This window comes from Hymenobacter oligotrophus, from assembly GCF_003574965.1.
In the GTDB taxonomy this organism is placed as follows: domain Bacteria; phylum Bacteroidota; class Bacteroidia; order Cytophagales; family Hymenobacteraceae; genus Solirubrum; species Solirubrum oligotrophum.
Genome location: NZ_CP032317.1, coordinates 3,421,708 through 3,448,096, shown reverse-complemented (window position 1 = coordinate 3,448,096; position 26,389 = coordinate 3,421,708). Strand labels below are relative to the sequence as shown.

Genomic DNA, 26,389 nt, shown 5'->3' with positions numbered 1-26,389 from the left:
GTGCCCTAGGTCGGCACTAGCATTCTACGACGGGCAAGCTCGGCAGGTACACTTTGTTGCACGATTGGTGCCGGCAGCTCAGCAAAAGAAGAAGCCGGCCCCGCAACCGCAGCAGTTGCAAGACCGGCTTCGCTCCGGAACAAAACTCGTTATTCGGCGGCCAGCAGCTCGGCGCTACGCTTCACAAACTGGGTCAGCGCCTCGCCTTTCAGCAAACCTTGGGCCAGCAAGGCCAAGTCGAAGGCTTGTTTGGCCAGTTTGGTGGCAGCCTCCTCGTCGGCCTTCAGCACGCGCTGGGCCACGGGGTTGTTGGCATTCACGCTCACGGTGTAGCTATCGGGCAGCGAGCCGAACATGGCCATGCCACCGCCGCTCCCTACGCGCTGCATGTCCTTCATGCGGCGCATAAACTCGGGCAACGTGATGATAACCGGGGCATCTTGCGGGGCCAGGGCCTCTACCTGCACGTGCATGTGCTCGTTGCTGATGGCTTTGGCGAACAGCTCCTGCAGCTTGGTTTTCTCCTCGTCGGAGAGCACGCTTTCGGCGGTTTCCTCTTTCTCGATGAGCTTGCTGATAGTATCGGCATCAACGCGCTTGAAGGTGGTTTTCTCCAGCTTTTGCTCGAGCAGGCCGATGAAGTGCGGATCGAGCGGACCGTTGAAGTTGAGCACGTCGTATCCGCGCTCTTGGGCCGCTACCACGTAGGCGTGCTGGGCTTCTTCGTCGGTGGTGTAGAGCAGCACGCTCTGGCCGTTCTTGTCCACTTGGTTGGCCTGCACCAACTCTTTGTACTCGTTGAAGGTGTAGAACTTACCGGCTATGCTCTGCAGCAGCCCAAAGTCCTTGGCACGGTCGTAGAACTTGTCGTCCGACAGCATGCCGTACTTCACGAACAAGTTGATGTCGCCCCACTTCTCCTCGAACGAGCTGCGCTCCTTGCGGAAGATTTCGGCCAGCTTATCGGCTACCTTTTTGGTGATGTACTGGTTGATCTTACGCACGTTCGCGTCGGCCTGCAGGAAGCTACGCGACACGTTCAGCGGAATATCGGGCGAGTCGAGCACACCGTGCAGCAGCATCAGGAACTCGGGCACCACGTCCTTCACCTCGTCGGTGATAAACACCTGGCGCGAGTACAGCTGAATTTTGTTGCGCTGCAGTTGCAACTCGTCCTTCACCTTCGGGAAGTACAGAATACCCGTGAGGTTGAAGGGGTAATCCACGTTCAGGTGAATCCAAAACAGCGGCTTTTCCGAGAACGGGTACAGCTCCTGGTAGAACTTGGTGTAGTCTTCGTCGGTCAGCTCCGAAGGCTGCTTGGTCCAGAGCGGCTGCGTTTGGTTGATAACGTTGCCCTCGAACTCAATTTCAACGGGCAGGAAGCGGCAGTACTTCTCCAGAATGCCGCGCAGGCGCGCCTCTTCCAGAAACTCGTCGCTATCCTCGGCCACGTGCAGCACCACATCGGTGCCGCGCTCGGGCTTCTCAGTGGTTTCGAGCGTAAACTCGGTGCTGCCGTCGCACACCCAGCGGGCAGCTTCGGTGCCTTCTTTGTAGCTCTTCGAGAAGATTTCGACTTCCTTGGCTACCATGAAAGCCGAATAGAAACCTAGGCCAAACTGACCGATGATCTGGTCTTTGGCCGCGGCGTCTTTGTCCTTGTATTTCTCAACGAACTCGGTAGCGCCGGAGAAGGCAATCTGGTTGATGTACTTCTTAATCTCTTCGGCCGTCATGCCGATGCCGCGGTCCGACACGGTGATGGTGCGCTTCTCCTTATCGACGCTCACCGTCACCTTCAGCTCGCCGGCTTCGCCCTGGTATTCGCCCAGCTGCGCAAGGCTCTTCAGCTTCTGGGTGGCATCAACGGCGTTCGAAACAAGCTCCCGCAAGAAAATCTCGTGGTCGGAGTACAGGAACTTCTTGATGATGGGGAAGATGTTCTCGGTATGAATCGAGATGCTACCGGTTTCCTGCATAGCGGTTAGGTAAGGGGTAGATGTGTTTGACGGGTACAAAGGCAGCCCACTACACACGGCTGCCGTTGCTCGCCCCGAAATCAAACCTTATTCCAGTTGCCCAAACCGTACGCAAAGCTGCCAAGCTGGCAGTTTTGCCCTGCTAGCAGCGGCCCGCCATCCGCCAAAGGCGCTGCCCAACTGCTACGCTACCGGGCGCAGGCTTGCCTGCTCCGCCAACAATTGGGCAGGCGTTGCGGACTCAAGCGTCGGGTTAATAAGCCAATCGAAAGCCGAAGCTGTATCGGAGAAAAACTGCACCTCGAATTGCAAGTGCCTGTTTCCTAGGTGCAAAATACTCTCGGCCGCCAGTTGGTTGTACACGTTGGAGCTCAGCACCAAGGCCAGCTGGCGCAAGTGCGGCAGCTGCGCCACTTGGGGCAGCACCTCGGCGCTAATCCAAAACTGATCCTCGAGCCCTAAGTTGGGCAGGCCGTTCAGGTCGACGATCCAGTATTCCACGTTGCGTTGCTCGAGCAAGCTTTGGATATGCCGCACGGCCGGTTGAAACAAGTGGCTGTTGTAGGTGCCGCGCCACCGGTGGTACAGCAAGCGCAAAGCAGGGTCGTGAAACAGCGTTAGGCTATCGAAGTACAGGTTATCCATCACAGTAAATCAGGCGTTTGACACAGCAAATGAAAATGCCGTGCCAAACGCCTGAAGCAGCTACTTGCCGGATGCAGCAAAAGCCTATGCGAAAAAGAAATACGGCGTGCTAAACGCTTGCCGACGCAGCCGCTAGGGCTACACAAACAAAGGATCGGGCGCGCTTGGAGCGCTAACCGGGGCGTGGCCGCGCAGGTAACGGGCCAGCAGTTGCAGGGAGCGTTGTACAAGTTGTTTCATGGGGCAGTAATGCGTAGCGGTACGAAAATCAGAAGGTGTAATTATTTACGCACGAGGCCTCTACCCCGTTGTGCCATAACCAAATGCCCATGGGCTTGTTAAGGAGACGAAAATTTGCGGCGGTTTCGGGTTTCTCCTTACATTAGCCGCCCAAGCACCTGCTTCGTCTCCGCTTATGCGTGCACTCCGTTCTCAGTTGGCCATTCTGCTGCTGCTCTGCTTCGTGCGGGTGCTGCTGCCGGAGTCGGCTATACTGGCGTTGCACCGCCACCAGCACACCGAGAAGGAAGCCGCCCACACCGGCCGTGGCTACAAAGCCCTGCTCACGGCCAAGCACCAGCACTGCCCCGTCGACCACTTGTTCGACGTGCCGTTCCAGCCCACGCCGGAGCTGGTGCTGCAACCGGTAGTACACCGCTACGCGCCGCTGAAAGCCGCGCTGCAGTACTCGGTTTGGGAAAGCGCCACGCCCGCGACGGCGTACCTCCGAGGCCCGCCGGCTTGCGCCTAATTTACTGAGTGCCCAGGCTGCCGAGCAGCTGGGCCTAGGTGTGCTGTGCACCTAAGCTACCCTAGCGGCGGTAGCAGCCACGTGCACAGCCCCCTGTTTAGTATTCGGGCATCTTTCCTCCTACTTCATGCTTTTCCGCCTTGCGGCGGTCCTGCTTTGGGCGGGGCTGTGCTGGGGTGTAGCCTGTGCGGCTGCTGCCCAAAGCACGTGCACCTTGCCGTTGGCCGGCCGCGTAACGGACCATGAATCGGGCGAAGGGCTGGCAGGCGCCACGGTAGTATTGCTACCCACGCAGGAAGCCACCCAAGCCGATTCGGAAGGCCACTTTCATTTTCATGTGTGCGCCGGTGCTTACCGGGTGCAGGTTCGCTTCGTGGGTTACGAAGCCGAAGAGGCCGAGCTGCGCGTGGGTGCTGCCACCGTGCGCAACTTCGCCCTGCACCCAAGCGCTATCAAGCTGCGGAGCGCCGTGGTGCGCGGCGAACGGGTGGTTGGGCCGCAAACGCAGGCGGCTGGCACGCTCGCAGGGCAAGCGCTGCAAGCCACACGGGGCCAGGCCCTAGGCGAAGCGCTGCAAAAGATTGCCGGGGTATCGGCCATCCAAACGGGGCCAAGTGTGTTCAAACCGATCATCCACGGCTTGCACTCCAACCGCGTGGCCATCATGAACAACGGCGTGCGGCAAGAGGGCCAGCAATGGGGCCAGGAGCACGGCCCCGAAATCGACCCGTTTGTGGCCTCCGAGCTGACGGTGGTGAAAGGCGCCGCCGGCGTGCGCTACGGCTCCGATGCCGTGGGCGGCGTGGTGCTGGTGCAACCCAAGCCCCTGCGCGACTCGGCCGGCGTGGGCGCCGAGCTGAACTTGGTGGGCGCCAGCAACAACGGCCTGGCTACCGTGGCCACCACCGTTGAGGGCAATTTGCGCCGCTTGCCGGCCCTGAGTTGGCGCGTGCAGGGCACCCTAAAGCAAGCCGGCAACACCCGCACGCCCGATTATTGGCTCGAGAACACTGCTTACCGCGAGCGAAACTTTGCGGCCGCCCTAGGTTGGCGCAAGGATAGCTATGGCCTGGAGGTGTTCTACAGCCAGTTCAACGCGCGCATGGGCATTTTGCAGGCGGCCATTGTGGGCAACCTCGCCGATTTGCAAACCGCCACCGAGCGCGGGCGGCCCGTAGGGCTGGGTTCGTTCGGCTACAACATTGCGCGGCCGTACCAGCAGGTGCGCCACGATTTGGCCAAGCTGACGGGCTTTGTGAAAACCGGGCACGGCGGAAAGCTTACGGCCACGCTAGCGCATCAGCAAGACTACCGCGACGAGTACGATGTGGTGCGAAGCGGCAGCGCGGCCGGCCGCAAAAACCTGCCCCAGCTCAGCTACCTCAACTACACCACCACGGCCGATGTGGCTTGGGAGCACCCGCACCTAGGCAACTTCAGCGGTACCGTGGGGCTGAGCGGCACTTACCAGCACAACCGCTACGCGCCGGGCAGCCGGCAGTTCATCCCGTTCTACAACAACTGGGTGGGCGGCGCTTTTGCTATTGAGCGGTGGCAGCACGAGCAGCTGACGCTGGAGGCCGGGGTGCGCCTCGACCGCCGCGACCTAGCCACCAAACGCCTTATCCGGGGTTTCGCGGCCGATTCGAGCTTGTTTTACGGGGTGGAGCGGCAGCGCTTTCAATTCTGGACGCCCTCGGCCTCGCTGGGCGCCGTGTACGAGGTGTCGCCGCACTTTACGCTGCGGGCCGATGCCGCGCTGGTGCGCCGGGCCCCCGCCCCCAACGAGCGGTACGCGCAGGGCGTGCACAACGGCTTGTACGAGGAAGGCTACGACGTAGCGCGCCCAGCCGGGGCGCCGCAACTGCAGCCCGAAACCGCCCGCAACCTGAACCTTACTGCTACGCTGCACGCCAACCCGCGCCTGAACGGCGAGCTGACGGTGTACCAGAACCACATCGACGGGTACATCTACCAAGTAATCGGGCAGCCGGTAACCACCATTCAGGGCGTGTTTCGGCCGTGGCGCTACCAGCAAACCGATGCCGTGTTCCGCGGGCTCGATGCTTCGCTAGCTTACACGCCGGCTGCGGGATGGCTTGTGAGTGGCAAAGCGGCGCTGGTGCGGGCCCGCAACCTGCGGCTCGATGATTACTTGGTGTACGTACCAGCCGACCGTTTTGAGCTGGCCGTGCGCCGCGAGTGGGCCGGCCGCCCCGCTGCCCGCCTCACCCAACGTTTCGCGCAGCTAACCCTAGGTGCTACCCGCCGCCAAACGCGCGTGCCCAGCGCCCTTTACGACCCCCTACCCGCCCCCGATGGCTACGGCTTGCTCGGGGCCGAGGTAGGCGCCACCGTGCACCTAGGCGGTGTGCCGGTGCAGCTTAGCCTAACGGGCACCAACCTGCTGAACGAACGGTACCGCGAGTACCTCAACCGCTTCCGCTATTTCGCCGACGACATGGGCCGCAACATCACGCTGCGGCTGCAAGCACCCTTGAATTTCGGCCGGCGCGCTTCGGCCAACTAACCTTTTACAAACCACTTCATCCACACCCTCATGAAAACCACACTTTTCCGCCCCTACCTCGCCGCGGTGCTGTTTGTTGCCCCTTTGTTGCTAGCTGGTTGCGGCAACGACGATGAGCCGGAGCCCGACGATGAGAACGAGCTGATTACTACGGTGCGCTACACCCTTACGCCCACCACGGGCGGTGGCCAGGCCGTAACGGTGGAGTGGAAAGACCTCGATGGCGCCGGCGGCAACGCCCCCACCATCGGCACGCTGCGCTTGGCGCCCAACACCACCTACACGGGTGCGCTGTCTTTCCTCGACGAATCGAAAAACCCGGCCGGCAACATTACCGCCGAGGTGCAGGCCGAAAACGACGAGCACTTGGTGGTGTACACCCCGGCGCCGGCCAACCTGCTTACGGTAACCCGCACCGACCGCGACAAAAACAACCTGGAAGTTGGCCTGGCTACGCGCGTGCAAACCACCACCGCCGCCACCGGCACGCTTAAGGTGGTGCTGCGTCACCAGCCCGACAACAAAAACGGCCAGCCCGACCTAGGCTCGACCGACGCCGACGTGACCTTCCCGGTAACCGTTCAGTAAGTACGCTGTTTGCTACTGGCGCCTCAAGTGCTGGTTGCACCACACCCTGTAGTCGAGGCCTGAGCAAATTTGCGTTATTGCCATCATCAAAGAAAAAAATGGCTTTTGACAACTGTAGCGCCTAGGTACTGCTCTTAATCACGAAGCATAAGATTGGGCGGCTTCGCGCGGCCCGCGTTTTTTCTCTCCATTTGGTTTGGTTATGGAGAAATAGGGGGAAAGCACCGGCTTGTGGCCGGTGTTTTCTTTTGAGGGTGCATCCTAAACATTGTTTCTTCGTTCATTCGCCACCTCCCCCGTTCGTTTAGCTCCGCTTATGTCTCGTTTATTGCTGGCCGCAGCGCTTTTGCTGGCGGCCACGGCGCAGGCCCAAACCCCTTCGCCGCGCCGGCCGCGCACAGCAGCTCCGGCTACAGCAGCCGTGGTGGGCCGCGTGCTCGATGCTCCTACGCAACAGCCGTTGCCCGGCGCCGTGGTGGTATTTCCCGATCTGAAGCAAAGCACCGTGGCCGATGCCGACGGGCGTTTTAGCTTCGGCAACTTACCGCGCGGCCGCTTTTTGGTGCAAGTACGCTCCCTGGGTTACGGCACGCTGGTGCGCACCGTGGATACCGGCAGCGGCCAACCGCTGGAGCTGGCCCTCAGCCCCACCGCTACCGAAATCGGCCAAATCGTGATTACCGGCGTATCGGCCTCTACGGAGCTGCGCCGCTCGCCGGTGCCCACCACCGTGCTCGACCGCGCCGAGCTCGATCAGCACGCCAGCTCCAATATTATCGATGCCATTGCCCGCACGCCCGGCGTCAACCAAATAACCACCGGCGCGGCCATCAGCAAGCCCGTTATCCGGGGCCTAAGCGCCAACCGCGTCATCACGCTCAACAACGGCGCCAAGCAAGAGGGCCAGCAGTGGGGCGATGAGCACGGCATCGAACTCGACGAGTATTCTGTTGACCGGGCCGAAATCATCAAGGGCCCGGGCTCGTTGCTCTACGGCTCCGATGGCATGGCCGGCGTAGTAAACTTTGTGGCCCCCGACCCGGTGGAGGAAGGCAAAATCATCGGTTCGCTGATGGCCAACTACCAAACCAACAACCGCCAGCAGGTCTACTCGCTGATGACGGCCGGCAACCGCCAAGGCCTGAACTGGATGGTGCGCGGCACCAGCAAGCGCGCCGCCCCCTACCGCAACCGCTACGACGGCCCGGTGTACAACTCGGCGTTTCGCGAAATCGACGGCAGCGGCTACGTGGGGCTGAATAAAAGCTGGGGCTACTCGCACCTTACGTTTACCTCCTTCAACCAAGTATTGGGGCTGATTGAGGGCGAGCGGGACGAGCAAACCGGCGAGTTTTTGAAGCTGGTACCCAACACCCTCTCCGCGTCTGGCATCGATGAAGTACCCGTAACCGACCGCGACCTGCGCGGCTACGACGTGTACGTGCCCGGCCAGCGCGTAAACCACCTGCGCATCGGCACCGACAACAACTTCATCCTAGGTCAGTCGCGGCTGACGCTGAACGTGGGCTGGCAGCAAAACCTGCGCCGCGAGTTTGGTGAGGTGTTGGCCCCCAACGAGCCTTCGCTGTACTTTCAGCTGCGCACCCTCGACTACGCCGCGCGCTACTTTTTGCCCGAGCTGCGGGGCTGGACCACCACCGTGGGCTTGAGCGGCATGCGCCAGGAAAACCAGAACCTGGGCGAGGAGTTTCTGATACCGGCTTACCGGCTGTTCGATGGCGGCGTGTTTGGCGTAACAAAGCGCACCCTCGGTAAGCTCGACCTGAGCGGCGGCCTGCGCTACGACGAGCGCCACATCACCAGCGACGCGTTGTGGCTCAACGCGTCCGGGCAGCCCACCACGCCCGATGCGCCCGCGGCCGAAGCCAAGTTTTTGGCCTTCGAGAATACCTACCGCAATTGGTCGGGCAGCGCGGGCGGGGCGTTTAATGCCTCCGAGCAATTGGTGCTGAAAGCCAACCTTTCGCGCGGCTTTCGGGCGCCCAACATTGCCGAGCTGGCCTCCAACGGCGTGCACGAGGGCACCACGCGCTACGAAATCGGCGACCCGAACCTGCAAGCCGAAACCAGCCGCCAAGCCGACCTAGGCTTCAGCATCAACACCGACCACGTTACGTTCAGCGTTGATGCGTTCGACAACCGCATTCGCAACTTCATCTTCCCGCGCCGCATCGGCAACGCCGCCGGCCAAGACTCGGTGCTGACGCAGGACGGCGAAGAGTTCCGGGTGTTTGTGTACGGGCAAGGCAAAGCCAACCTCTACGGCGGCGAAGTCAGCATCGACCTGCACCCGCACCCGCTCGATTGGCTGCACTTCGAGAACACCTTCTCGATGGTGCGGGCCCGCCGCCTAGGCCAGGCCGAGGGTGAGCGGTGGCTGCCCTTTACCCCCGCCGACCGCCTGCAGTCGGAGCTTCGCGTGAACTTCCGCAAAGTGGGCGCCATCAGCCGCGTGGCCAACGTGTACGCCCGCGCCGGCGTGGAGCACAACTTTGCGCAGAACCGCATCTTCTCGGCTTTCGAAACCGAAATTGCTACGCCCAGCTACACCCTGGTAAACCTAGGGGCCGGCACCGATGTAACGAACGGCAAAGGCCGCACCGTGGCTACGCTGATGATTGGCGTGAACAACCTATTCGACGTGGCCTATCAGCACCACCTTAGCCGCCTAAAGTACACGGCCGTGAACAACGCCACAGGCCGTACGGGCGTGTTTAACATGGGACGCAACGTGAGCTTTAGGCTGTTGGTACCGCTGCAATTCAACTAATTCTGCACGGTTGCGGTTGAAATTTCGTACGGCCGGCTGGGTAGTGCCGGCCGTACTTTTACCGCCATGGCACACCACCACTCGCACGGCCCCGCCGACCACCACGGACACCACCATCACCACCACGCGCCGGCCCACTTCGGCAAGGCGTTTGGCTGGGGCATTGGGCTGAATTTGCTGTTTGTGGCCGCCGAAGCTGCCGGCGGCTGGTGGGCCAACTCCTCGGCGCTGCTTTCCGACGCTGGCCACAACCTCTCCGATGTGCTCAGCATGGCCCTGGCTTGGGGTGCCACCCGCCTAGGTAAGCAGCCAACCACCGAGCGCTACACCTACGGCCTGAAGAGCGCCTCCATACAAGCGGCCTTGCTAAATGCGGCCTTGTTGTACGTGGCCCTAAGTGCTATTCTGTGGGACACCATCAACCACCTGCGCCACCCCGAGCCCGTAAATGCGCCCGTGGTGATGCTGCTAGCCGGCGTGGGCATTGTTATCAACGGCTTCACGGCGTGGCTTTTCAGCCGCGGGCACCAGGGCGACGCCAACATCCGAGGCGCTTACCTGCACATGCTCACCGATGCGCTGGTATCGTTGGGCGTAGTGGTGGGCGGCGCGCTGGTGTATTTCACGGGCTGGCTGTGGCTCGATCCGGCTATTAGCTTTATCATCCTGGGCGTAGTAGCAGTAAGTTCGTGGGGCTTGCTGCGCGAAACGGTGCAACTGAGCCTGCAGGGTGTGCCCCACGGCATCGATCCGATGGCAGTGCGGCGTTTCCTGCTGGCCCAGCCCGGCGTAACCGATGTGCACGACCTGCACATCTGGCCCCTCAGCACCAGCGACACCGCCCTTACCGCCCACTTGGTGCGCCCCAGCGGTACCGATAGCCAGTTTCTGCACGAGCTGCAGCACCAGTTGCAAGACGAGTTCAACATCGGCCACATTACGGTGCAGATAGAGCCCGGCGCCTGCACGCACGCCAGCTGCGACGCTTAGCCCAAGCCTGCCTGACGCCGCGTGCGCATTGCGACCCAGCCAAATCTTCGTAATCTGCAGTTCCACTCAGTTTACGTATGGCTCGCATCTCTACCCCACCAACTTCTGCTCCCAAAACAACCGGCTTACTCAGCGCTGCCGTGGTCGTGGCCGCCCTTGGCTACTTCGTCGATATCTACGATCTGATCCTGTTCAGCATTGTGCGCGTGCCTAGCCTGAAGGACCTAGGCATTACAGCCGCGGCCGATGTAACCAACCTAGGCACCCACCTCATTTCGATGCAGATGGGCGGCATGCTGCTGGGCGGTATTTTGTGGGGCGTGCTGGGCGATAAGCGCGGGCGCCTGTCGGTGCTGTTCGGCTCGATTTTGCTGTACTCGCTGGCCAACATTGCCAACGGCTTTGTGCAGACGATCGACCAATACGCTTGGCTGCGCCTGATTGCTGGCATTGGCCTGGCCGGCGAGCTGGGTGCGGGCATTACGCTGGTAGCCGAAACCCTGCCCAAAGAAAAGCGCGGCTATGGCACAATGATTGTCGCCACTGTGGGCGTATCGGGCGCTATGCTGGCCTACTGGGTGGGCGAAGTGCTGGGCTGGCGCAATGCCTACTTCGTGGGTGGCGGCTTGGGCTTGGCCTTGCTGGTGCTGCGCGTGAGCGTGTTCGAGTCGGGCATGTTCGAGCAGGCCAAGCAGCAAGGCGTAGCCCGCGGCGACTTCTTCAGCCTGTTCACCAACGGCCCGCGCCTGCTTAAGTACATTAAGTGCTTGCTGATTGGCGTACCGCTGTGGTTTGTGGTGGGCATCCTCATCACGCTGGCGCCCGAGTTTGGCCGCGCCCTAGGTATTCAGGGCGAGGTAACGGCTGGCCTGGCGGTGTTCTGGTGCTATTTCGGCCTCGTATTCGGCGACTTTGCCAGCGGCACCATCAGCCAACTGTTGCGCAGCCGCAACCGGGCGCTGCAGCTGTTCTTGGTGTTGTGCGGCTTGCTGATTGCGGTGTACCTGTTTGGTATCCGGGGTGCTTCGCCTACGGTATTCTATGCCGTGTGCTTCGTGCTGGGCATTTCGGTGGGCTTTTGGGCCTTGTTTGTAACGGTAGCGGCCGAGCAGTTTGGCACCAACCTGCGCGCTACGGTAGCCACCACCGCCCCCAACTTCGCGCGCGGTTCGGTAGTAGGCTTGGTACCGTTGTTCAACGGCATTGCGGCGGCAATGGCTGGCCCCAGTGGCACGCCCAACCTCATTGGTAGCGGCGCTGTTGTAGGTGTGCTTTCGCTACTGGTGGCCTTCTGGGCCGTGAGTACTTTGCCCGAGAGTTATGGCAAAGACCTCGACTACCTGGAGGTGAGCTAACCCACCTAGGCGGAACTGCCACGGCTCCTGTATCGTACTGATGGCATACCTACCTCCCCCACTGCCATGAAACTCATCACCGGCGCTCTTACCCTAGGTGGCTTGTTGCTGGCTTTTGCCGCTTCGGCCCAAGTGGTTCCGCCTACCTCCGATACCCGCCCGGCCGCCACGCCCACGGCTGCTGCGCCACCCGTTGCTACGGCTACGCCCTCGGCGGCGCCGCAAATCAACTCGCCCACGGCTAAGCCCGGCAGCAAAGAGCGCGACAAAGCCAAGGACAACCTCGACCGCGAACGGGAACGCGCCGCTCGTGACGAAGAAAAAGCCCAGCGTCGTACCAATCCGTAATCTCTAATCAAGCTCCCAATCCACCAACCTGCTCCGCATGGCCGAAGCCCGCTTTACCCGTCGCTACTACTGGCTGCACCATTTTGTGCTGCTGCCCGCCGCCTTGGTAATGGCTTTTTACACGGGCCGCCGGTACGCGGCCGTAGCAGGTTCCGATTCCGATGAATCGCGGTTGTGGTTCAGCATAGCGGCGCTGGCCATCATTCTGCTCCTGACGCTGGTGATGCTACGCCAGCACTACGCCCTGACGCTGCAAGACCGTATCGCCCGCCTCGAGGTGCGCCAGCGTTACTTCGAGCTTACGCAGCAGAGCTTCGGCCCCTTGGAGCAGCAGCTCAGCCTAGGTCAGATACTCTCTTTGCGCTTTGCCTCCGATGCCGAACTGCCTACCTTGGCCGCTGCTGCTGCTCAGCAGAAACTCGCGCCCGGTGCCATTCGCGAGCAGATACAGCAGTTCCGGCCCGACCACATGCGGGTGTAACTTTGCCCCGAGCGGCTGGCTTAGCTAGCCCTAGGTGTAGCCCTTTGCAGGGAGCCTCCTGCCCTGCTCCTTTATTTCCTTGCTTATGATCCTGTACAACGTAACCAGCAGCGTCGATCCGGAAGTTGCCGAAGAGTGGGTAACCTTTATGCGCGATGTGCACATGCCCGATGTAATGGCCACGGGTTTCTTCGTCAAGAGCCAACTCCTGCGCCTGCTTAACGAAGAGGAAGACGGCTTTACGTACGCCGCCCAGTATTACTGCACTAGCATGGAGCAGCTCGATGAGTACCAGCGCGTTTCGGCCCCCGGCCTGCGCGCCGACCTGGAAACGCGCTTTCCGGGCCAGTACGTATCGTTCCGCACGGTACTCGAGGTAATCAATTAAGCACTGCTGCGGGCCCGAGTCTGCACTTAACACATTGGCCCGCCGCACGTAGCCACCGCTGCGTGCGGCGGGCCTGTTTATGGAGCTTTGGGTTGGGGTATGAAGACGTGGCCTTTCTGCTTAAATTCCTCGCCACAACCAGCCCGCCCGCGCCATGAACCTCAACCCCATCGTGCTGTCCATCCCTATCTACTTCGCCCTAATCGGCGCGGAGCTGTTGGTTGAGCGGTTGCAGCACAAGGAGAAGTACCGCTTCCACGACGCCATTACCAACATCAGCTGCGGCATGACGTCGCAGATTTCGGGCGTGTTCTTGAAGGTAGTGGTGGTGGGCGTGTACGAGCTGCTGTACGAGCATTTCCGGCTGTTCGACATTCCGCGCACCTGGGCTACGGGGCTGCTGCTGTTCGTGCTGGCCGATTTATGCTACTACTTTGCCCACCGCTACTCGCACGAGATTAACTTTTTCTGGGGCGGCCACGTGGTGCACCACCAAAGCGAAGACTACAACCTCTCGGTAGCCCTGCGGCAGAGCTCCTTGCAGGGCATGTTCACGTTCATGTTCTACCTGCCGCTGGCCATGGTGGGGTTCGAGACGAGCTTCTTCGTGTACGTCTCGGCCTTGGTAACGCTGTACCAGTTCTGGATTCATACCGAGCTCATCGGCAAGCTCGGCCCCTTGGAGTGGGTGCTGAACACGCCCTCGCACCACCGCGTGCACCACGGCCGCAACCCCAAATACATCGACAAGAACTACGCGGGCACCTTCATCATCTGGGACCGGCTGTTCGGTACTTTTCAGGAGGAAGAAGAAACACCCGTGTACGGCATCACCACGCCCGTGCGCTCCTGGAACCCCGTGTGGGCAAATTTCGGCCACTACTTTCAGATGGCCGAACAGCTGCGCCAAACGCCGGGCTTCGGCAACAAGCTTCGGGTGGTGTTCGGGCGGCCGGGTTGGCGCCCCGCGGCCCTAGGTGGCCCCTACCAAGTACCCGCGGTGGAGGTAGCTACCTACCAAAAGTACTGCACCACCGCGCCGGCTACCGTCAATTGGTACGTGTTTGGGCAGTACGTGGTGCTACTGGGCGTGGCAGCGGTATTCTTGTTTACGCAGAAAGACATGACACCTGCTTCGCGCTGGCTGGTAGCAGGCTGGTGCACGTGGGCCGCGCTGGCCTGCGGAGCCTTGTTTGAGGCCAAGCGCTGGGGGTACTGGCTCGAGCCGTTGCGGCTGGCAGCTTCGGTGGGCTTGTTGCTGCTGGCCTTGCAACATCAGCCCTGGCTGGGTGCCGCGCTGGCAGCCGGCGGGGTGTACCTAGGCAGTTCGCTGCTGTGGTTGTATTCGTTCCGGCGGGTATTTGCGTCCGCCACCAAAGTGCCCGAAGCCGCCTACGCGCAGGCGTAGGCGGCCAACTCAGCCTAGCGTTATGGCAGCTTCCACGGCTGGGTCGCAGCGGTAAGCGCGCAGCTCCTCCGCGGTAAGGGTGCCGTTGTGCCACTCGGGGTCGAGGTTGGCGCCGATTTTCTTGTAGAAGCCGATGGCCGGCTCGTTCCACTCGAGCACTTGCCACCGCAGGCGGTTGGCGCTGGTGCGGCGGGCTTCGGCCACCACGGCATCAAACAGCTTGCGGCCAATGCCCGTGCCGCGCGCCTGCTCGGTTACAATCAGGTCTTCGAGGTACAGCATGCGGCCCTTCCAGGTAGAGTAGCCGGTGTAGAACAGCGCGATGCCCAGGATGCCCTGCTCGTCGGTTTCGGCAACAAAAAAGCCGAAGATGGGGTTGGGCCCGAACCCGTCGCGGCGCATGTCGGCCAGGGTGTTGGTTACCTCGTCGGGAGCGCGCTCGTACACGGCCAGTTCCACGATGAGCTCGTGCACGCGGGGCAAATCGGCTTCGGTACCGCGGCGGATGCGCAGGTTGATGGGGACGGGCATGGCAATGCGCTAAGTAAGGCTACAAAGGAAACGCCCGCTCTCCTTTCGGGAAAGCGGGCGCCTAGGTAATTCGTCGGCCGTCGGGGCCGAAGCTTACATCACGGGCTGTTGCTTCTTGATGGCTTCGGTGGCGTTCTGGGCCGAAATTTCTTGCTTGGCTTGCTCAGCAGCTACCGCAGCGGAGTCTTTGCCGGCAGCCGCCGGGGGCAGCGAAGGCAATTCAGTTGCCGTGATGTCGTTGGTTTCGTAATCGGGGTTGCTGCAGGCCGATACCGACAGCATAGCGCCGGCCACGAGGCCGAGCATCAGCAGTTTCTTCATATTCGGAGCGGAAAAAATCAAGGCTTGGCGTTTTCGCGGCGCAAGATACACAGCCTGCGGCAGGTAGCCTACGCCACTTTGGATGTTTGGGTGACAGGCGAAGACAACATCTTACGTGCGCGTCGGCTGTTTGGGCAGTAGCCAGTGGTAAACCACGGCATAAACGATACCGGTTAGGAAGTAAACCACAACCGAGCCGAAGAATTCTGTTGGCCTGAATATGGAATTGCTACCAAACGTTAGCGTTGCGTAAATAACAGCGGCCACTAATCCGCCCGCCAAATACAATACCAGAGGTTTGGGCAGATTGGTTTTATCACCGCTAAGCATCAACGCGAACAAAGAACCGCCCAGCACATAAAACGGCAGAAAGTACACCAACTCCACTATAAAATTCAGCAGCCATGCCCGCATGAAACCCATGCCTTCGCTTGGCGTGGCAAAAATTAGGGCAGGTTTTACAGGCATTAATTGCCTGAACAACGCAGCAAAAAACACACTAATAATAATCGAAACGAATATCCTTAAAACCACGGGGATAACAGGTAGATATTAGCAGCCATACTTGGTCTGATTTATTAAACAAGCGCGTTCGGCAATGCCGAACGCGCTTGTTTAATAAATATGGCAGCGCAGCACCTAGGGTGCTACTTCAGGTTCTGATACGGGTTCAGGCCCATGTTGTAGTAGGCAAACGACCACACATCGGCCCATTCGTCGATTTGCAGCTTGGTGCTTTTGCCGGCGCCGTGGCCGGCATTCACGTCGATGCGGATGAGCTGTGGCCAGGGGCCATTGTTGGCCTCCTGCAAGGTGGCGGCAAACTTGAACGAGTGCGCCGGCACCACGCGGTCGTCGTGGTCGGCGGTGGTAATCATGGTGGCGGGGTAGCTGGTACCCGGCTTCAGGTTGTGCAGCGGCGAAAACTTGTAGAGGTTCTGGAACTGCTGGTAGTTGTCGGCGGTACCGTACTCAGGCGCCCAGTTCCAGCCGATGGTGAACTTCTGGTAGCGCAGCATGTCCATTACGCCCACGGCCGGGAAAGCTACGCGGCACAGATCGGGCTTCTGCGTCATGGTAGCCCCCACGAGCAGGCCACCGTTCGAGCCACCGGCAATGGCCAGCTTCTCGGCCGAGGTGTAGCCCTGCACCTTCAGGTACTCGGCGGCGGCAATAAAGTCGTCGAATACGTTTTGCTTGTTCGGCGTCATGCCGGCTTTGTGCCAGGCCTCGCCGTACTCGCCGCCGCCGCGCAGGTTGGGTATAGCCAAAATACCGCCGTTTTCGAGCCACAGCATGCGCGCCACCGAGAAGCCCGGCGTCAGGCTCACGTTGAAGCCGCCGTAGGCGTATAGGTACGTGGGGTTTTGGCCGTTGAGCTTCACCCCTTTTCTGTGGGTGATGAACATGGGCACCTTCGTGCCGTCCTTGCTCTGGTAGAACACTTGCGTGGTCACGTAGTCCGCGGGGTTCACATCTACCTTCGGGGCCCGAAACACTGTGCTCTGGTTCGTGGCCAGGTCGTACTTGTAAATGGTGGTTGGATACGTGAAGGACGTGAAGGCGTAGTATACCGTCTTCGATTCCTTGCGGCCGCCAAAGCCCGAGGCCGTACCTAGGGCCGGCAGCTCCACATCGTGCAGAAACTTGCCCTGCTCGTCGTACACCTTAATCAGCGACGAGGCATCCTTCAGGTATGTAGCCACCAGCTTGCCGCCCACCTGGTCGAGGCCTTCGAGCTTGTTCTCGGTTTCGGGCAGTACGTTTTTCCAGCTGGCCTCCTGCGGCTGCTTCGGATCGACGCTCACCACGCGGTAGCGCGGCGCTTTTTGGTTGGTGTAGAGCAGCAGCTTGCCGCCCATGTTACCGGCCAGGCTAATGTCCGACTCGTAATCCGAACCCAGGACAACCCACTTGCCAGCTTGCTTGGCATCGGTGAGGTCGCGCACGGCCAGCTTGTTGCCGTCCGATTTGCCGTCGGTGAGGTACACCACCAGGAAACGCTCGTCCTCGGTAACGGAGGCAATGCGGAAACCTAGGGGCATCTGCTTGTTTTCGTACACCAGCTTATCGGTCGATTGCGGCGTGCCGATTCGGTGGAAGTACACCTTGTGGTACTCATTTTTGCCGGCCAGCTTGTTTTCGCCGGCCTTGGGCGCATCGTAGCCGCTGTAGTAGAAACCGTCCTTCACCCAAGCCACGCCCGATACCTTCACCCAGTTCAGCTCGTCTTTCAGCGGCTGGCGCGTTTTCAGGTCGAGCACGTGAATGGTTTGCCAGTCGGAGCCACCACCCGAGGTGGTGTAGGCCATATAGCGGTGGTCGTTGGAGAAGTAAGTGCCGCTCAGAGCCGTGGTACCATCGGCGGAAAACTTATTCGGATCGAGCAGTACTTCGCCCTCGCCGGTTTGGCCTTTGCGTTGCACGTACAGCACGGCCTGGTTTTGCAGGCCGTCGTTTTTCTGGTAGTAGAGGTAGTCGCCCTCCTCCTGCGGTACGCCGTAACGCTCGTAATTCCACATTTGCGTGAGCCGCTCTCGAATCCGGTCGCGGTACGGAACCTGCCCTAGGTAGCCGAAGGTCACCTTGTTCTGGGCCGTCACCCACTCCTTGGTCTCGGGCGAGTCGGGGTCTTCGAGCCAGCGGTAGGGGTCGGCTACGCTGGTGCCGTGGTAGTCGTCTTTGTGGTCGACTTTCCGGGCTTTCGGGTAATCAAGTTTGGCCACTGCTTTGGCCGGAGCTGCGTTTTCAGTCACGGGTTTCTCGGTAAGCGGCGCCGTGGCAGTGGGCTGGTTTAGCTGCTTGGCGGGCCCGCAGGCCGCCAGCACCGCCAGCGTGGCGCTCAGTATGGGTCGGGATGCTTTCATAGGAACGAATAATAACGGAGGAGGTACGCAAAATAGCGGTTTCGGCAACGGCAGTAGCGCTGAGTAACGCGGTGTAGCGCGGACTTTGTAGTCCGCGTCCACAAATAGTAATTTCTGTTTTCGGACCTATGGCATCCGGTGTAGCGCGGACTTCAGTCCGCGTTGGCGTGAACGATTGGTAACGGGCGAAAACACGCGGACGATTTCGTGCTGACAAGCGCGGGCTCAAGCCCGCGCTACACTGCGCTGCATCCCTAGGTTAGAAATTACTATCCGTGGACGCGAACTGCAAAGTCCGCGCTACTGCGCGCTACTTGGCCTTAATCGTGGCACCTTCAATGCGCCCGACTTTGGGTATCACCTGGATGAGGAAGCGCTTGTTGTCGCCTTCGCGGCGGCCGGTGTAGCGCCCGGTGCCGTAGAAACCGCTGCCCCCGATGATGAGCTCGACGGAGCGGTCCTGCGTGAAATTCACGCCGTTTTGCCGCCAGAAATTCAGCAGGTTAAGGGCGCGGCGGTAGCTGAGCTGGTAAGTGGATTGCTCCTCCTGGCGGTTGCGGGGGTCGCCCTGCGGGTAGCGGGCGGCCATGCCCTCCACAATTACGAGGTAGCGCACCGGCAGCTCCGTGCGGATGGCGCGTAGGCGCTGGCGTAGCAGCCCACCGGCTTTCAGCAACGCGGGCTTGTACTGCTCCTGAATCTCGTCGCGGCCGGCCTTGAACTGCACGTCCACGCGCAGCTCGTACCGCTCGTTGCTGGGGTCGTAGCGGAAGTAGTTGCCCTCGAGCCGCCGCAACGATTCGCGGATGCGCTGAATCTGCTCGAGCTCTTTGGCTTTCACCTTTAGCTCACCTAACAGCCGGCGCTGCTCCTGCTCCCTATCGCGGAATAGCTTGAAGCTGTACACAAACAGCACCAGCATTACGATGAACAGGGAGGTCATCAGGTCCACGTAGCTGGGCCAGAAAAAGTCGGAGCGTTGTGGGTCGGCGCTGGGCATTAGCTTTTGTTAAAAGAGTGGCTTTAGACCATCGTCCTCAGTCATCAAGAGTAGGCTCCAGATCATAAAGAGCGGAATCAGAGCAATAGCCAGGAATAAAGCCCACCTAGCCACAACCCACACCCACGTAGGATATACTGCTCGGTATATGAGCAGACGAAAGGCGCCAAATACAAGCAGCAGATAGACTACCGCCACTACTGCCGATTCAATTACCAGGATCGATGGCATTGGCCTTAATCTATTCCTTCACCCCGCCAAACAGCTTATCCATACCGCGTTGGAGACGATTTTTAGCGGTGGCTTTCCGCAGAATTTCGTTCATCACGGATAGCTCGGCTAGCAGCTTGGCATCAACCTGCGCATCCAGCTCTACCTTCCGCAGCAGTTCGCGCTGAGTAGCGGTTACGTCGCGGGTTAAGGCCTCTTGGTTGGCTTTCACGTCGCGCAACGGATCTAGCTGGCGCATGATGCGCTCGAAAGCATTGTCTTGGTTGATGCGCTGGAAGTACTCGCCCCACTTTTCGTAGGCCAGTTGGGCGTCGCGTTCGTGGTGCTCGAGGCGGCGGCGCATCAGCTCGGTGAGGTGCAGCGAGGCTTCGTCGAAGTACTGCTCGGTGCGGGCCGCAAGGTTGCCCATCTCGGTTTGGTGGCGCTGGAAGAAATCGAGCTGGCGCTGCACAAGGTTGTCGTGCTGGCCAATGTACTGCCCTAGGTTGTTGATGCCGCGCTCGAAACCGGTGAGACGGTCAAGGATGCTCGTGACCATGATGCCGGTTTCGGTGCCTTTGTCGAGCATCTGGTTGAGGCGCTCCTGGTAGGCCGTAAACTGCCCGAACAGCTCCGCCGACTCGCGTACTTTCTCGAACACCGCCAGGTTGGCCTGCGCCATTCGGTCGAAGCCGATTTCCTCAAGTTTCACCAGAAAGTCGCGCTGCACCCGAATGTTCTCGGTGATGGTGTTCAGAATGGGCTCGAACAACGTGACTTTGCCCACGAAATCCTGATTGAACGCATCGAGCACGCCTTTCAGGGTCGAGAGGCTGGCCGACATGTCGTTGTGCAGAATGGGCAGCAGCCGTGCCTGCAAAAAGGTGAAGTACTGGTTCTGGCGCTGGTCGCGCTCGGCGCGGGCGTGGCGCAGCACACTATTGCCGAACAAGGTCAGCATCAGGCCCATGAAGGAGCCCGTCATGGCAATGAGCACGCCGGTGAGGAAGGGCGTGAGGGCGTCGTCGTCGGTGATGCCCTGACGGGCAATGCTTACCAAACCCAGAATTACACCTAGGAAGGTGCCTAGCAACCCTAGGTAGAGCGGCGTGGCCACGTTGGCCTGGGCACTCGACTCGGGCGCCTGCGCCTGCCGAATGGCAATGTCCTTCAGAATGCCGAAGTCGGCCGCGGCGCCCTTGTTGTGGCGCAGGTACTCGTTGGTGTCCTGTAGGATTTCCTTAAAGTCAACCGAAACGTTGTCGGCTCGCAGAATATCAACGGCGTAGGCGTCGGCGGGTGCATCGGCGGCATACTCGGCCATGTCGCGGCCATCGGGCGTCACGAGCCGGCGCTCCACGCGCAAATCGGTGCGGGGCGGGTACAGGGCTGCCAGCCGCCGGGCCTGCGTGCGCGTCCGGATAAACGCCCGTACCTGCAGCGCCACGATAACGGCTATTACAACCAGTTCAAGTATGATTTCAAGCATGGGGCGAAGCTAACTACTACAAATTAAGCCTAGGTCTAAAATGCTAGTTCCCCTCCTCAGATGAGGAGGGGCTAGGGGTGGTTGACCTGTTGTTGAACAGTTACTAGATCTAGCCTCTAGTTCTAGCCTTTCAACCACCCCTAGCCCCTCCTCATCTGAGGAGGGGAACTAGCTTCTAGCCTCAGGCCAGCTATTCAAAGTGAATAGCTGCCTTCTGCTCGATTTGCCAGGTGGCACCTACTTTCCGGAGGTAGCCGGGCTCGTCGGTAACGATGCGCGACACCGGGCCGGCTGGCGGCTGGTAGCGGCACGCCTCACGCAAGGAGTATTGCGCGTTCTGGATGGCGTAGGCGTGCACCTGCGAGTTGGGGTTGATGCGGAACGTAGCCGCGTCGGGCCGCTGCGGATCGGGCGTGATTTCGTAGATGCTGTCGTGCTGAGCCACCGTGTGCAGGTCGTAATCGGAAAAGCCGCCGTTTACGGGCACTTTCACATAGAAGTGGCCCACCGGAGCCGGGTCGGGCGTGGGTGCGGGCGGCGGAGCAGGTGTTGGACTGGGCAATTGCACGGGCGGCACCAAGCTATCGAACTCGTCGCGCGGCGCTACGGCGGGTGGGCCGGCCGGAATGGGCATTGCCGGGGCCGTAATTTCTTCCCTAGGTGGTGCCGCCGGAGCCACGGCAACCGGGCGCGCCGGTGCCGGCGGAGCCACAGGTGCTTGCCGCACGCGCTCGGGTGCGGGTGCAGGTGCTTGGTTTTTGCGCGGTGCGCTAGCTGCTGGTGCCGGCGCTACGGTGGGCATAGCGGGTTCGGGCGCGGCGGCGGGGCGGCCGTGGGGCTGCAAGTCGGCTAGGCGCTGTTGCACCATGCGCTCTACCAGTTCTTCAATTTGCTTGCGTTGGCTAAAGGTCAGCTCGGCGGGTGCTTCGGTAGGGGCTGCGTTTCGGTTACCTAGGCCCGACGTGGTCCGGATAGAGTCGAGCTCGTTGCGGTGGCGCGAGGCTCGGTCGCGCAGCTCGCTGATGTGGTTGCGCAGCACCCGCCGCTCCAAAAACCAGAGCACCAGGCTGAGCAGCGACAAAATGAGCGCAATGGGCCCGAACAGACGCGTCATGGGGCTTTCGGCCGATGCGACTCGGGCCGAAGCCACGCCCGCGGTATCTGCCTCGGTTTGCCCTAGGTCGGGTTGCTCCGCCATGCCGTTGGCAGTTATGGTGGCGGTGCTATCGAAGGTGGCTTCGGAAGCAGTGGCATTCAGCAGGCCAATATCGTCGGGCATGGGCGTACCCTGCGTGAGGTAGGCGTTGAAGGCGCCTTCGAGCCGCTGTACTTGCGCTAAGCGCTCGGGCGTGTTGCGCCGCGCCGGCGACGAGCCCAGCTGCCGCACAATCTCGTTGGTGAGCTTTTGCAGCCGCGAGCCATCCGAACCCAGGCCTTTGTACATCACGCCTTTGCCCTCGAGCGGCTGGTACAGGCGCGAGTACACGCGCTGGCTATCGGCCTTGATGCTGTTCTCGAACTCGCGCAGCGTGGCGTCGCAGCGGAGGGTGTTTTTCAGGTTCGGCCGGCCGGTGTCGTTGAACACGAAACGGGCCGTAGCGCACCAAATCTGTACTTTTTTCTCCTCGAGCGTGGGCTGGCCGGGAGCGGTTTGGGCCTGAGCCGTAGCGGAAAGCAGCAAGCCCGTCAGCAGGGCGGTGAGGCAGCGGGGAATCCTCATGAAGTCAAAGGGAGGTTGAGAGGAAGTTATTCCAGAATCATAATCCACTGTTCCAAATCGTCGAAACCATCAGCTTCGAACTCCCAGCATGTTTCCTGTTCGACAAGCTTGTACTTGCTAATAAAGCGTTGCGGTAGTTCGAAGGGCTTATGTATCCAACACCCCATCATGCGGTCATAAGCATTGAAGTACTTGTCATGCCCTTGACTGATTTCGATATGGACGAGGTGGCGGAGCAGGTCTGCGCAAACAAGAAGCTTAATTAATTCGCGCCGCTTCTTCAACGGAACTATGCGTTTCCCTGCATCCAAACGCCACAGTTCCGGCCCTACTTCGTCATCATAGTAGTCCAGAAAAACTGTAGCCCCTTCTGGCAGCAGTCGAAGCAAGTCGATAAGGAAGTTCGTGTTTCGGTTCATCAACGACAGCGCGTTTAGTGCGAAGCTCTACTCCGCGTATCATTAAGCGAGGTCGTTCGGACGTCAGCAACGATACGCGAAGCGGAATCTCGCGCTACTACCCTTGCAGCAAGTCGCGACCAAGGTTAAACAACGACTGCTTGAGCGGCAGGAAGAACAGCGTTTCGGGCAGGGTTTCCTCTGAGCCCAGGTTGCGCTCCATCTGGTGCAGGCCCAGGTTCAGGCTGTCCTCCACTTCGCGCAGCATAAAGTCGAGCACGCGGCCGCGGTCGATGTCGACGCCTACTTCGCGCATCAGCGGAGCTACGTCGTCGTTGGTCAGCACCAGCTCCAGGAAGCGGCGCGTGTTGTCGAGCACAGCCGTGCGCATATCGGCATCAACGCCGCGGGCTTTCAGGCGCAGGCTGCCGATTTCGGGGCCATCCTGCGCGCCTACGAGGCGGATGTTCTTGATGCTGTCCACATCCGGGGCCGACTGGCTTTCCTCGAACAGCACACCGCCGTTGGTGGTGGCCTCCTTGGGGTTATCGGCCAGAATTACGCGGAAGTTGTGCGGCGGCTCCTGCCCCGAGGCGGCTTTCAGCACGGCCTTCGAGATACGCTCGATGGCGCCCATGCTGGTGCCACCCGCGAGCAGGCGCAGGTACAGGCTGCCTTTGCCCGAGAAGCACAGGTAGCGCGGCAGCTTGAGACCCAGGTGCTGCGTGAGCTGGCCAACGTGGTAGATGATGCTGGTGTAGTGCAGATAGAACAGCACGCGCAGCTGGCGGCCCTTGCCTAGGGCAAGGCTCTGCGAGAAGCGCAGGGCATCGTCGTAGAGGAACAGCAGCGAGGTCACGTCGGCCGAGCCGAAGTCGTTGTTGCTGAGGGCAGCGCGCAGGTAGCCTTTGTACTCCTGGTTTTGCTCCGAGTCGGGCAGGCTCTCGACGTGGCCTACACCTAGGCGCAGCAGGCCGTTTTGCTTGGGCGCGCCCTGCACGCGGGCGTAGCCGTCGCCCCACAAATCGTTGCCGGCAAAGCGGAACGAGGAGCTGTAGGCCGGGCGCGAATCGGCAAACAGCAGCAGGTCGGTAGTGCCGCCGCCGATGTCGATGTTCACCACGTTCTCGTCGCGCGAGGGCACCACTTGGTTGGTAGCCGTGAGGTAGTAGTACGGCGCCACCGATTCGGTAAGCGTGAGCGTATCGCGGCGGGTGCGGAACACCTGCTGGAAGGCCTGGTCCCACTTGTCCTTGAACTGGTTGCGCAGGAAGGCATCGAAGCTCAGCGGCGCAAACCACACCACGCGGGTGTCTTCCATAATGCCGCCGTTCAGCGCGGCTTTGTGCTTGAGCAGCAGCATCACCTCGCGGAAGAACGCCTCGATGCGCGTTACGCCGCTCGGGTCAAGCTCAGCCGACCACTTCAGGTTTGTTACAAAGCGGTTCTGGGGCAGCTCGGCCGAGGTTTCGGTGTTGATGCTGAAGCCGATGTTGATGTTGCCGAGTACGCGGGCCGGTTCGTTCGGGAAAGTGCTGGTTTCGCACACGGCCGTACGCACTGGGAAGGCGTACGAGGCCCCGCCCTCGCCGATAAACGACGGAATAAACTCGCGGTTTTGCAGGGCGGCAATGTCGGCCTGCAGCTGCTGCGCCCCCTGCCGGAAGCGCTGCGCACCCGACAGCCCTAGGTCGGGCAGCGGCGCGTGCAGCCAGGTAACCTGCTGGTCTATCTCGCCGATGGTGAGCGGGCGCGGGTGGCTGCTCGGGCCGTCGGAGTAGGCAACGTGCGTGTTGGTGGTACCAAAGTCGACGGCGAAGGTGAAGCGGCGCGTGCCGCGGTCCAGTTCCTTCCAACGCGGTACCATCAGGCCACGGGCGGGCGGCAGGCCGGGGCCCGCGGGGCACACCAGCTCGGCCACGTCGAAGTGCGTGCCCGTAACTTCGTAGTAGCTGCTGCCCGCGGTGTTTATGCTCTTGCGGGTGCGTTCGTAGCGGGTAGCGCGGCGGGCAGCACCTTGGTCGGTCAGCCGTTCGCCGCCCACGTAAAACTCTACGTTGTATTGCTTTTGCAGCTGGGCGGGGCCGTTGTCAGCGTCTACCAGCATCACCTTGTACAAGTCGTTGTACTCAGGCTGCTGCCGGAACTTGTAGAACGGAAACACACCTAGGCCCACGTTGGCGCGCACAATGCGGCCCTTCTCCGGAATCTCGCGCCCCATTTCGTCTTTGGGGTTTTGCGGATTGGTGTAGTAGCTGCGCTCCAGGGTAATAAAGCGACCTTGCTGCACCGGCACCCGCAGCGACACGCGCACGTGGTTCAGGTCGATGGTGAAGTGCAGCAGCTCGGCCAGGTCGTGCTCGGTGAAGTACTCGAAGAAAGCCGGCTGCAGCGGCAGCAGGTACGGGAAGCGCGAACGGCCCTGCGCATCGGCACCGTACTGGAAGGTAACGCGGCCGGTGTGGTAGCGCTCGGCGTTCAGCTCATAGGGCAGCTCCACCAGCGAATCGGCCAGGAAGTCGCCCACCGTGAGGTAGGGATACTTGAAGCCTTTGCCGGGCAACACGCGGCTGCTCATGGGCTGCTCGTCGGCGTACGGCACGGGCGTGCGGTCGTCCCAGGGTTGGCCGTTCAGGTAGTTTACGCCGCCCATGGCCAGGTTGGGGCGCAGCACCAGTGGGCGCACCTGGCCGGGGCCTAGGTCGCGGGTGGGCTGAATGAACAGGTCCGACGACATCACCGCCGTTTGATCGGCGCGGCCGGGCAACGGAATACCGCGCACGTAAGCCGGGTTGCCCTGCACGTCGGTCAGGCTGGGGTAGCGCGAGGCAAACTGCTGGCCGTTCCGGTCGCCCTGCAGCTGCATCTGGCTGATGCGGTTGCGGTCGAGGGTAGCAAACACGCGGTGCGCAAAGTTGCGGTCCTGCAGGCGCGGGAACGTCAGGAACAGCTCGTACACGAAGTCCTGGAACGCGGGGTCGCGCTGCTCCAGGCCCACGTACTGGTGGTCGAAGTAGCGGCCGCCGGCGCGGGGGCGCTCCACATCGAGCACCGGCACGGCGGGTGCGGTAAACAGCAGCGTGAGCGGCGAGGTGCCGCCCAGCAGGCGCGGCCCACCCGCCAAGCCCGGCGATTCGTAGAAAACCAGGTACAAATCAGGCGTTTCGCGGAACCGCTCGTCCTGCCAAAACAAACGCAGGGTTTCACCTAGGAGGCGCGTGTTCGGGTCGGCCTGCATGCGGTTCAGCTCCGTCTCGGCGTTCCAGCGGCGCAGCGTAATGCGGCGGCCAGCCTGGCTGTAGAGGTGGTAGTTGTAGAGCAGCTCCAGCAAATCCCAGTAGTGCGACACCAGCTCGTGGTATACCGAGTTGGGGTTGCGGCTGCCCTCGCGCGCCACGAAGTCGAACGCGGTTTCGAAGAGGTGCATCCGCGCGAAGGGCGTCGGGATGGACACCGCTAGGTTGCGCGTACGGCCGCCCGTGGGGTCGGTGATGGTATTGATTTCGGTGCTCGTGAGCGGACCGGTCTGTTGCCAGCCCTGGATTTGCTGCGAGCCGCTGTTATGCAGGCGGAGGACTTTGGCCATGCTTGAGGAA

At 61.0% G+C, this 26,389-nt stretch carries 21 protein-coding genes; 10 read left to right on the top strand and 11 right to left on the bottom strand.

The features are described 5' to 3' along the window. Positions 1–149: 149 nt before the first annotated feature. Together htpG and D3Y59_RS14800 are read right to left on the bottom strand one after the other, a co-directional pair. Positions 150–1,982 carry a molecular chaperone HtpG gene (htpG, locus tag D3Y59_RS14805; protein ID WP_119445750.1) on the bottom strand — a complete coding sequence of 611 codons (1,833 nt, stop codon included), beginning with the start codon at positions 1,980–1,982 and terminating at the stop codon, positions 150–152. Positions 1,983–2,165: 183 nt separating this feature from the next. Continuing rightward, positions 2,166–2,630 carry a hypothetical protein gene (locus tag D3Y59_RS14800; protein WP_162910816.1) on the bottom strand — a complete coding sequence of 155 codons (465 nt, stop codon included), beginning with the start codon at positions 2,628–2,630 and terminating at the stop codon, positions 2,166–2,168. A 412-nt stretch (positions 2,631–3,042) separates the two neighbouring features. On the opposite strand from D3Y59_RS14800, the gene D3Y59_RS14795 reads away from it, so the two are divergent. From D3Y59_RS14795 to D3Y59_RS14750, 10 genes are all read left to right on the top strand, one after another. Then, on the top strand, positions 3,043–3,378 hold the full coding sequence (locus tag D3Y59_RS14795) for a hypothetical protein (RefSeq protein ID WP_162910815.1): 336 nt from the start codon (positions 3,043–3,045) through the stop codon (positions 3,376–3,378). Positions 3,379–3,505: 127 nt separating this feature from the next. Beyond that, positions 3,506–5,908 carry a TonB-dependent receptor gene (locus D3Y59_RS14790; protein WP_119445747.1) on the top strand — a complete coding sequence of 801 codons (2,403 nt, stop codon included), beginning with the start codon at positions 3,506–3,508 and terminating at the stop codon, positions 5,906–5,908. A gap of 30 nt (positions 5,909–5,938) precedes the next feature. Continuing rightward, positions 5,939–6,496, top strand: coding sequence for a hypothetical protein (locus D3Y59_RS14785; protein ID WP_119445746.1), 558 nt, complete (start codon positions 5,939–5,941; stop codon positions 6,494–6,496). A 316-nt stretch (positions 6,497–6,812) separates the two neighbouring features. Next, entirely contained in the window at positions 6,813–9,287 is a 2,475-nt protein-coding gene (locus tag D3Y59_RS14780) for a TonB-dependent receptor (protein ID WP_119445745.1), read from the top strand. Between the two features lie 66 nt (positions 9,288–9,353). After that, positions 9,354–10,277, top strand: a complete 924-nt coding sequence (locus D3Y59_RS14775) for a cation diffusion facilitator family transporter (RefSeq protein ID WP_119445744.1) — start codon at positions 9,354–9,356, stop codon at positions 10,275–10,277. Positions 10,278–10,354: 77 nt separating this feature from the next. Further along, positions 10,355–11,632, top strand: coding sequence for an MFS transporter (locus D3Y59_RS14770; RefSeq protein ID WP_119445743.1), 1,278 nt, complete (start codon positions 10,355–10,357; stop codon positions 11,630–11,632). A gap of 66 nt (positions 11,633–11,698) precedes the next feature. Further along, positions 11,699–11,980, top strand: coding sequence for a hypothetical protein (locus D3Y59_RS14765; protein WP_119445742.1), 282 nt, complete (start codon positions 11,699–11,701; stop codon positions 11,978–11,980). Between the two features lie 37 nt (positions 11,981–12,017). Further along, on the top strand, positions 12,018–12,461 hold the full coding sequence (locus D3Y59_RS14760) for a DUF6526 family protein (RefSeq protein WP_119445741.1): 444 nt from the start codon (positions 12,018–12,020) through the stop codon (positions 12,459–12,461). Between the two features lie 85 nt (positions 12,462–12,546). After that, positions 12,547–12,849, top strand: a complete 303-nt coding sequence (locus D3Y59_RS14755) for a DUF4286 family protein (RefSeq protein ID WP_119445740.1) — start codon at positions 12,547–12,549, stop codon at positions 12,847–12,849. A gap of 154 nt (positions 12,850–13,003) precedes the next feature. Further along, positions 13,004–14,257: a sterol desaturase family protein gene (locus tag D3Y59_RS14750; RefSeq protein WP_119445739.1), complete on the top strand. Its 1,254-nt coding sequence runs from the start codon at positions 13,004–13,006 to the stop codon at positions 14,255–14,257. 9 nt (positions 14,258–14,266) lie between these two features. Here D3Y59_RS14750 and D3Y59_RS14745 read toward each other — a convergent pair whose 3' ends face one another. The 9 genes from D3Y59_RS14745 to D3Y59_RS14700 all read right to left on the bottom strand — a co-directional run bounded on the left by D3Y59_RS14745 (position 14,267) and on the right by D3Y59_RS14700 (position 26,379). Beyond that, complete coding sequence (locus tag D3Y59_RS14745) at positions 14,267–14,788, bottom strand: GNAT family N-acetyltransferase (RefSeq protein WP_119445738.1); 522 nt, start codon at positions 14,786–14,788, stop codon at positions 14,267–14,269. 93 nt (positions 14,789–14,881) lie between these two features. Then, positions 14,882–15,109, bottom strand: coding sequence for a hypothetical protein (locus D3Y59_RS14740; RefSeq protein ID WP_119445737.1), 228 nt, complete (start codon positions 15,107–15,109; stop codon positions 14,882–14,884). Positions 15,110–15,220: 111 nt separating this feature from the next. Next, positions 15,221–15,643: a hypothetical protein gene (locus tag D3Y59_RS14735; protein ID WP_162910814.1), complete on the bottom strand. Its 423-nt coding sequence runs from the start codon at positions 15,641–15,643 to the stop codon at positions 15,221–15,223. 113 nt (positions 15,644–15,756) lie between these two features. Next, positions 15,757–17,976, bottom strand: coding sequence for a prolyl oligopeptidase family serine peptidase (locus tag D3Y59_RS14730; protein WP_119445735.1), 2,220 nt, complete (start codon positions 17,974–17,976; stop codon positions 15,757–15,759). A 310-nt stretch (positions 17,977–18,286) separates the two neighbouring features. Then, the gene (locus tag D3Y59_RS14725; RefSeq protein WP_059071879.1) at positions 18,287–18,976 is read right to left on the bottom strand and encodes a hypothetical protein; all 690 of its coding nucleotides are present in this window, start codon (positions 18,974–18,976) and stop codon (positions 18,287–18,289) included. A 241-nt stretch (positions 18,977–19,217) separates the two neighbouring features. Further along, positions 19,218–20,675, bottom strand: a complete 1,458-nt coding sequence (locus tag D3Y59_RS14715) for a hypothetical protein (RefSeq protein WP_119445733.1) — start codon at positions 20,673–20,675, stop codon at positions 19,218–19,220. A 190-nt stretch (positions 20,676–20,865) separates the two neighbouring features. Further along, positions 20,866–22,395: a hypothetical protein gene (locus tag D3Y59_RS14710; protein WP_119445732.1), complete on the bottom strand. Its 1,530-nt coding sequence runs from the start codon at positions 22,393–22,395 to the stop codon at positions 20,866–20,868. Positions 22,396–22,421: 26 nt separating this feature from the next. Then, positions 22,422–22,784, bottom strand: coding sequence for a hypothetical protein (locus D3Y59_RS14705; protein WP_162910813.1), 363 nt, complete (start codon positions 22,782–22,784; stop codon positions 22,422–22,424). 127 nt (positions 22,785–22,911) lie between these two features. Further along, complete coding sequence (locus D3Y59_RS14700; protein WP_119445730.1) at positions 22,912–26,379, bottom strand: acetate and sugar kinases/Hsc70/actin family protein; 3,468 nt, start codon at positions 26,377–26,379, stop codon at positions 22,912–22,914. Positions 26,380–26,389: the final 10 nt, after the last annotated feature.